Here is a 7,761-nt window from a genome sequence, read left to right as displayed (position 1 = left end):
TTGTCGCCGAGCGCGTAGTTGATGTGCCGGACCGCGAAGTCGAGGTAGCGGGCCTTGCGCGCCGGGTCGCTGATCGAGTCGCTAGGCTGCACGTCGGGGTACTGCTCGCCGACGGCGACGGGACCGTGCAGTCGTGGAACTCCGAGGCCGAGCACCTGCTGGGCTGGACGTCCGAGCAGGCCGTCGGCAGGCCGCTGGCCGACCTGGTGGCCTGGCGCGGCCACGGCCCGTACGCGATGCCCCTGTCCGGCACCCTGTCCCTGGGCCGCTGGCGGGGCGAGGCGCGCATGCGCCACCTCGACGGCCGGCTGATCCCCGTCTACGTCTCCCACGTGCGCAGCCGCGGCGGGCCGCAGGACCGGCGGTCGATCTGGATGATGGTGGCCGGCGACCACCGCTACGTGCTGACGCCGCCGGCCGCGCCGCTGCGCCGGGAGGCCGGGCGGCGGATCAAGGACCTGCTCGACCGGGACATGCCGTTCGCGGAGCTGCTGGACACCATCGCGCGGATCGTCCAGACCAGCAGCGGCGGCGACGCGGCGTACGTGCTGCTGGCCGCCGAGGGCGGCGACCGGTTCGGCGTGGCGGCGGGCGCGGGCGCGACGGCGGGGCTGGTCGGCGTGCTGGCCGCGGGCGTGTTCGGCCCCGACGGCAGGACGCCGTCGATGATCGACGACCTGCTGGCCGGCGACGTCGAGCTGGCCCAGCAGCTGCGGGCCAGGTCGCTGGCGTGCGCGCCGATGAGCGTGGGCGGCGAGGTGACCGGCTACATCGTGGTGACCGCGGCCCAGCCGGGCCGCTTCGACCAGGAGCTCACGGTCAGTCTGCAGCACATCGCCGACCAGGTGGCCGTGCCGGTGCAGCGCGAGCGGCTGGCCGAGCGCGAGCGCGCCCACCGGGGCCGGCTGTCGTTCCTGGCCGAGGCGGGCGAGCTGCTGGCCGGGGTGCACGACGAGGAGCTGATCGCCGCGCTGACCGCGCAGCTCGTCGTGCCCAAGATCGCGACGTGGGCGGCGGTCTACCTGACCGATCTGGCGGGCATGACCAGGCTCGCCCACGTCTGGCACAGCGAGGAGCGCTACAACGCCAACCTGCGCAGGTCGCTGCCGGCGATCCCGCGCACCGCGCTCAACGAGGTGAGCTGGCCGGTCGGCCCCGAGACGGTGTTGTCGTTCCCGCTGCTCACGCAGGGCAGGTCGCACGGCGCGCTGGTGATCGGCCGCGCCGAGCCGACCCTGCCGCTGGAGCTGGCCGACCTGCTGGCCGACCTGTGCCGGCTGGTCGCGCTCAACCTGCACACCGCCATGCTGTACGCCCGCCAGGCGACCACCTCCCGGGTGTTGCAGCGCAGCCTGCTGCCCATGCGCGTGGCCCCCATGCCGGGCCTGGAGTCGGCGGTCGTCTACGAGCCGGCCGAGGAGGGCGCCGACGTGGGCGGCGACTTCTACGACCTGTTCACTGTCTCCGACCACTGGTGCTTCGCCCTCGGCGACGTGTGCGGCAGCGGCCCCGAGGCGGCCGCGGTGACCGGCCTGGCCCGGCACGCCGTCCGGCTGCTGGCCAAGGAGCACTACACGGTGGCCGACATCCTCGACCGGCTCAACCAGGCCCTGCTGGAGGAGGGCGACGACGGCCGTTTCCTGAGCCTGCTGTGCGGGGAGCTGATCCCGCTGCCCCAGGGCGGCGCGCTGTGCACGATCGCGTCCGCCGGGCACCCGCCGCCGCTGCTGCTGCGCGCCGACGGCGCGGTCGACACGGTGGCCGCGCCGCAACTGCTGCTCGGCGTCGAGGCCGGCGCCAGGTTCTACGTCGAGACGTTCGAGCTGGCGCCGGAGGAGGTGCTGCTGTGCGTCACCGACGGCGTGACCGAGCGGCGCGACGGCGACCGGCTGCTCGACGACGACGACGGCCTGTCGGCGCTGCTGTCCACCTGCCGCGGACTGAGCGCCCACGCGGTGGCCGAACGCGTGCGGCACGCGGTCGAGACGTTCGCCCAGGAGCCGTCGCAGGACGACGTGGCGCTGCTGGTCATCAAGGCCGCGACGGAGCTGCGCGGGGTCAGGCCGTGAAGCGGTAGGTGGTCGAGGAGGTGTGGCGCTCGCCGGGCCGCAGCACGGTCGAGGGGAAGTGCGGCTGGTTCGGCGAGTCGGGGAAGTGCTGGGTCTCCAGGCACAACCCGGCGAAGGGCCCGTACGGCGTGGCCACCCCGTCGAGCATGCCGCCCGTGTAGAACTGCACGCCCGGCTCGGTGGTGGTCACCCGCATGGTCAGGCCGCCCGCGCTGACCTCGATGTCGCCGTCGAGCACGTAGCAGTGGTCGTAGGCGCCGCCCATCCGCTCGCCCACCGCGTGCGGCTCGGTGAAGTCGAAGGGGGTGCCCTTGACCGGCGCGAGCTCCCCGGTGGGGATCTTGCCGTCGTCCACCGGGAGGTAGTGGGCGGCGTCCAGCCTGACCAGGTGACCGAGCACGTCGCCGCCGCCGGTCAGGTTGAAGTAGGAGTGGTTGGTGAGGTTGAGCACGGTGGGCGCGTCGGTCTCGGCGGCGTAGTCGAGGCGGAGGGCGTCGTCCTCCAGCGTGTAGGTGACCGCGGCGGTGAGCGTGCCGGGGTAGCCCTGGTCGCCGTCGGGGCTGGTCAGTTCCAGGGTGACGGAGGCGGGGGTGCGGGCGGTGATCGTCCATACCTTGCCGTCGAAGCCCTCGGTGCCGCCGTGCAGGCTGTTGGGGGCGTGGTTGACCGGCAGGCGGTGCTCACGGCCGTCGAGGGTGAAGCGGCCGCCGGCGATGCGGTTGCCGTAGCGGCCGACCACGGCGCCGAAGTAGCGGCTGCGGGTGCGGTAGTCCTCCAGCGTGTCCAGGCCGAGCACGACGTCGAGGCCGGAGACCGCCAGCGAGCGCAGGACGGCGCCGTAGGTCAGCACCTCGGCGCGCAGCCGTCCGGACGACAGCTCCACGCGCTCGACGGTCTCCCCCGACGGCAGCGTTCCGAAGATCATGAGTTGGCCCTTCCCGTGGACTCGCGGACGATGAGGTCGGTGTCCAGGTTGATCACCGCGCCCTCGCCCTCTGACTGCAGCAGCAGGTCGACCGCCATCCGGCCGGCCACCGCGGCGGGCATCGCCACCGTGGTGAGCTTGGGCCGGCCGAGCCGCCCCGGCAGGATGTCGTCGAACCCGATGACGCTGATCCGGCCCGGCACCTCGACGTCCATCGCGGTGAGCCCTTCGATGAGGCCCAGCGCGACGAGGTCGTTGTAGGCCAGCACGCCGGTCGCCCCGCAGGCGGCCACCTCCGGCGCCACCGCCAGGCCGCCGGACTCGGTGGGCTGGTTGGGGCCGAAGAAGAGCAGGTCGAGGCCCGGCATCTCGGCCGCGGCGGCCTGCATCTCGTTGCTGGTCCACGAGCCGGGCGGGCCGGACAGCAGGGCGATCCTGCGGTGGCCGAGCCCGGCCAGGTGCTCCAGCGCGAGCCTGGCGCCCTTGCCGACGTCCATCAGCACCGCGGGCATGCCCTTGATCCGCCGGTTGACCAGCACGAACGGCACGTCCTCCGCCAGGCGTTCGATCATCCGGTTGGACAGCCGGGGGCTGCACAGCAGCACGCCGTCCACCTGCTTGGCGAACGTGCGGATCAGCTCCTCCTCGACCCGCGGATCCTCGTCGGTGTCGGCCACGAAGACGTGGTAGTCGCGCCCCCGCGCCTGCGCCTGCGCGGCCTTGATCAGCGGCGGGAAGAAGGGGTTGGCGATGTCGGCGACGATGAGGCCGAGGTTGAACGTGCGGCCGGTCGTCAGCGCCCTGGCCGCTCTGTTGGGCCGGTAGCCGAGGTCGTCGGCGGCGGCCAGCACGCGGTTCCGCGTGGCAGGATTGACCAGGTGCGGCGCCGAGAACGTGCGCGAGACGGTCGACACGTGCACGCCGCAGGCGCGGGCGACGTCTTTGATCGTCACCGTCATGGCCGTCCTCCTTGCAAACGGTTGCCAGAGCCAAGCCTTGACCTTCGGCGGTCCCGGCGTCAAGGTTTCTGCAACCGTTTGCCTACCAGGAGCCGCCGAGTTCGTTGAGCGTGAACATCCCGCCGGCGCGGTCGTGCACCGGGTCCGACAGGTCGGGCTCGCCCTGTTCGGCGACGAGGGCGGCGGCCTGGGGCTCGGAGTCGTCGCGGGGCTCGTAGCCGAGGCGGCGGGCCTCCTCCAGCGACCACCACCGGCGGGCGTTGCCCGAGACGCCCCAGACGACGTGGTAGCCGGGCGCGACCAGCGCGGCCTCCACCAGGCGGGCGAGGTCGCCGGGCGAGATCCAGGTGGCCAGGCCGCGGGTGTCGGCCGAGCCCTCGTTGCAGGTGCCGAGCCTGATCACGGTCACGTTCATGCCGAACCGGTCGTGGTACAGGCTGCCCAGGGCCTCCATGACGACCTTGCTGACGCCGTAGAAGGTGTCGGGCCGCGGGAAGGCGTAGTCGGGCAGGTCGGAGCCGTCCCGCGGCCTGGTGTGGAAGCCGGCCGCGTGGTGGCTGCCCATGAGCACCAGGTGCCGGACGCCCTCGTTCCTGGCGGCCTCCATGAGGACCTGGGTGCCGTTGACGTTGGCGTGCACGATGTCCTCCCACGGGTGCTCGCGGCTCTGGCCGCCCAGGTGGAGGACGGCGTCCACGCCCTTCATGGCCTCGGCCACGGCCGCGGGGTCGGCCAGGTCGGCGCCCGCCCATTCCTCGTCCGGTCCCGGCTCGACCGGCCGGAGGTCGGAGAGCCGCAGCGTACGGCCTGGACGGGCGAGCCGCGGACGGAGCAGCGTGCCGACTTTTCCCGCGGCGCCGGTCATCAGAATGCGCATGCCCACCGTTGTACACAATCCTGATTCAAATTCACATACTTGAATATTGACCGCCTTGTCTCGCGGTAGTTACCGTCACAGGAACAAGTTCATGCACACGACACGTGTCCACGTATGTGAACGGGAGGCGGTCTGATGTCACGCCGTTTGCTGAGGGCCGCGCTCGTCGCGGCCCTGGCCGCAACGCTGACGGGCTGCGGTTCCGGGGGATCGAGCAGGAACGACACGCTGGAGATCTGGATCAGGCAACCGCCCGACTCCGATTCCGCGAAGACGGCGGTGAAACTCGCCGACGCCTTCACCAAGGCCACCGGGGTCAGGACCAAAGTCGTCGCGCTCTTTGACGACTTCGAGACGAAACTCAACCAGCAGGCCGCCCAGAAGGCGCTTCCCGACATCGTCATCAACGACACCGCCCAACTCGGCAACATGCATTCGCAGGGCTGGCTGCAGGAGGTCGACAAAGGCCGGCTGGCCGGCGGTGACCAGCTCTCCGACCTGGCCTGGAAGGCGGCCACCGGCTCCGACGGCAAGTTCTACGGCGCGCCCTTCTCCGCGCAGGCCTTCGCCCTGATCGTGCGCAAGGACTGGCGGGAGAAGGTCGGCATGCGTCCGCCGTCGACCTGGGCCGACCTGGCCGCGCTCGCGCGTGCCTTCACCGAGAAGGACCCGGACGGCGACGGGCAGCAGAACACCGCGGGCTTCGTGATCCCGGCCGGCACCAAACGCGGCTACGCCTCCTGGTACGCCTCCTCCCTCGTCTACGCCAACGGCGGCGACTTCGTGAAGCCCACCGGACCCGGCAAGTTCGCCGCGATGACGGACGACCCCAGGACCGTGGAGGCCGTCCAGTTCCTCCAGGACCAGTTCTGCAAGAGCAAGACGGTCAATCCGGGCGCGGTGAGCAACGACACCACCGTCACGCACGAGGTGTTCGAGAAGGGGCAGGGCGGCATCTACCTGGTCGGGCCGTACGTGCTGGCCCGGTTCGTCAAGAGCGTCGGAACCGACAGGATCGAGGTGCTGCCGGTGCCCAAGGGCCCGTCCGGCGGTCCCGGCACCCTCGGCGAGGGCGAGAACGTCTACCTCATGGTCGGCTCGGACCTGGCCGACGCCCAGAAGAAGTTCGCCGAGTTCGCGATCTCCCCCGAAGGCCAGCGGATCGGTATGAACAAGGACGCCAACGGCGCCATCGTCCGTCTGCCCGTGAACAAGGGCGTCGACCTGGCCGCCGAGCGGCAGGACCCGCGCTGGAAGGTGTTCCAGGAGTCCTACGAGCACGCCGTCTACGCGCCGCCGGTGCCCAACTGGGCGCCCATCCGGCAGGACTCGGCCGACGTCATCAACACCGTGTGGGCCGACTGCGGCGCCGACGTCAAGGCCAAGATGGCCGAGCTGACCGCCAGGCTCAACCAGGAACTGCAGAGCCAGAAAGCGTCATGACCGCGACCGTCACGGGGACGCCCGCCACGACGGCCGCCCCGCGCCGCCGCGCCGGGCGGGCGCGGCGGCGCGGAACGCTGGTCGCCTGGCTGTTCCTGGCGCCCGCCCTGCTGCTGTTCCTCTACTTCAAGTTCATCCCGATGGCCCTCGGCCTGTGGAAGAGCTTCAACAAGGTCCAGTACGCCTCCGACGAATGGGTCGGCCTCGGCAACTACCGCACGATCATCGCCGACGACGCGTTCGTCTCGGCCGCCTGGCACAGTCTCGTGCTGGCGCTCGGCACCACGGTCGGCTCGCTCCTGCTCGGGCTCGTGCTCGCGCTGCTCATCGAGGGGCCCGCCCGCTACCTGTGGTTCGTCAGGACCGCGGCCTTCCTCCCGGTCGTCACCACGATGGCGGCGGTCGCCGAGGTGTGGCGGATCATGTTCCATCCGGGCGACACCGGCCTGCTCAACGTCGTCATCGGCTGGGTGGGCGTCGATCCGCAGCCGTGGCTGGGCAGCGAGGACTCCTCGCTCTGGTCGATCATGATGATGAGCGTCTGGCGCGGGACGCCGTACGACATGATGATCTTCCTGGCCGGTCTGGTCGGCGTGGACCGCAGCCTGTACGAGGCCGCCGCCGTCGACGGCGCCGCCACCCGGCACCGGCTGCGGCACATCACGTTGCCGGCGTTGCGGCCGGTGTTCTGGATCCTGTTCACGCTGGCCGCCATCCGCGGGCTGCGGGTGTTCGTCGAGGTGTACGTCCTGACCAACGGCGGCCCCAACGGCTCGTCGGAGGTGCTGATGACGCTGATCTACAAGCTCGGCTTCCAGAAGAACGAGCTGGGGGTGGCCGCCGCGGGCGGGATCGTGCTCTTCCTGGCCACGCTGGCGCTCACCCTGGTCGTGCAGACGCTGCGCAGGAGGCAGGCGACATGAGGTTCGACAGCGCCCTGGGCCTGGAGGCGCGCAAGGGGCCGGCGGCCACCCTCGGGAAGGTCGCGCTCTACTCGGCGATGGTCCTGGTCTTCACCGGGCCGCTGGTGGGGCTCCTGGTCAGCGCGTTCAGCAGGACGCTCGACCCGACGTCCTTCTCGTTGTGGCCGGACGACCTCACGCTGGAGAACTTCGTCCAGGCCGGGGAGAAGAACGTCTACCTGTACCTGGTCAACTCCTTCGTCGTCGTGGGGTTCGGGCTGCTGCTGCAACTGCTGGTGAGCGTGTTCGCGGCGTACTCGCTGGCGCGCAAGCGGTTCCGCGGCATGACCGTCGTGATGCTGCTCATGCTGGCCACGATGATGCTGCCCGAGGAGATCATCGCGATCCCGCTGTCGCTCGTCCTCGCCGACCTGCCCGTCCTGCACCTCAACCTGATCGGCACGTACGCCGGGATGATCCTGCCCGTCGGCGCCTGGGGCTTCTCGATCCTGGTCATGACGGAGTTCATGAAGGAGGTGCCGGTCGAGCTGGAGGAGGCCGCCCGCATCGACGGCGCGGGCGAGCT

At 71.1% G+C, this 7,761-nt stretch carries 7 protein-coding genes; 4 read left to right on the top strand and 3 right to left on the bottom strand.

All coding sequences use genetic code 11. The features are described 5' to 3' along the window. Positions 1–23 precede the first annotated feature (23 nt). Positions 24–2,069, top strand: coding sequence for a SpoIIE family protein phosphatase (locus tag ACWCSD_RS43075; protein WP_449923836.1), 2,046 nt, complete (start codon positions 24–26; stop codon positions 2,067–2,069). Here ACWCSD_RS43075 and ACWCSD_RS43070 read toward each other — a convergent pair. The 3 genes from ACWCSD_RS43070 to ACWCSD_RS43060 form a co-directional block, all read right to left on the bottom strand. Next, complete coding sequence (locus ACWCSD_RS43070) at positions 2,059–2,994, bottom strand: aldose epimerase family protein (RefSeq protein WP_397214618.1); 936 nt, start codon at positions 2,992–2,994, stop codon at positions 2,059–2,061. The genes ACWCSD_RS43075 and ACWCSD_RS43070 overlap by 11 nt on opposite strands. Then, a complete protein-coding gene (locus tag ACWCSD_RS43065; RefSeq protein WP_364342723.1) occupies positions 2,991–3,953 on the bottom strand; it encodes a LacI family DNA-binding transcriptional regulator in 963 nt (320 codons plus the stop codon). Before ACWCSD_RS43065 ends, ACWCSD_RS43070 begins: the two co-directional genes overlap by 4 nt. A gap of 82 nt (positions 3,954–4,035) precedes the next feature. Next, positions 4,036–4,830 (bottom strand): NAD-dependent epimerase/dehydratase family protein, encoded by a 795-nt coding sequence (locus tag ACWCSD_RS43060; RefSeq protein ID WP_397160804.1) that lies wholly within the window; start codon positions 4,828–4,830, stop codon positions 4,036–4,038. Positions 4,831–4,965: 135 nt separating this feature from the next. Between ACWCSD_RS43060 and ACWCSD_RS43055 the strand changes: the two genes are divergently transcribed. The 3 genes from ACWCSD_RS43055 to ACWCSD_RS43045 form a co-directional block, all read left to right on the top strand. Further along, a complete protein-coding gene (locus ACWCSD_RS43055; RefSeq protein WP_449923831.1) occupies positions 4,966–6,273 on the top strand; it encodes a sugar ABC transporter substrate-binding protein in 1,308 nt (435 codons plus the stop codon). After that, positions 6,270–7,196 carry a carbohydrate ABC transporter permease gene (locus ACWCSD_RS43050; RefSeq protein ID WP_358291853.1) on the top strand — a complete coding sequence of 309 codons (927 nt, stop codon included), beginning with the start codon at positions 6,270–6,272 and terminating at the stop codon, positions 7,194–7,196. The genes ACWCSD_RS43055 and ACWCSD_RS43050 overlap by 4 nt, the downstream gene beginning before the upstream one ends. Further along, positions 7,193–7,761 (top strand): carbohydrate ABC transporter permease (locus tag ACWCSD_RS43045; RefSeq protein ID WP_449923826.1); only part of this gene is annotated, 569 nt, incomplete at its 3' end. The genes ACWCSD_RS43050 and ACWCSD_RS43045, both read left to right, overlap by 4 nt.

Source organism: Nonomuraea sp. NPDC001684 (assembly GCF_053596515.1).
This window is presented reverse-complemented; position numbering and strand designations above follow the sequence as displayed.

Excerpts from the sequence above, each read along its gene's own strand:
- ACWCSD_RS43070 (WP_397214618.1), bottom strand. The coding sequence starts at position 2,994 with ATGATCTTCGGAACGCTGCCGTCGGGGGAGACCGTCGAGCGCGTGGAG.
- ACWCSD_RS43065 (WP_364342723.1), bottom strand. The coding sequence starts at position 3,953 with ATGACGGTGACGATCAAAGACGTCGCCCGCGCCTGCGGCGTGCACGTG.
- ACWCSD_RS43060 (WP_397160804.1), bottom strand. The coding sequence starts at position 4,830 with ATGCGCATTCTGATGACCGGCGCCGCGGGAAAAGTCGGCACGCTGCTC.
- ACWCSD_RS43055 (WP_449923831.1), top strand. The coding sequence starts at position 4,966 with ATGTCACGCCGTTTGCTGAGGGCCGCGCTCGTCGCGGCCCTGGCCGCA.
- ACWCSD_RS43050 (WP_358291853.1), top strand. The coding sequence starts at position 6,270 with ATGACCGCGACCGTCACGGGGACGCCCGCCACGACGGCCGCCCCGCGC.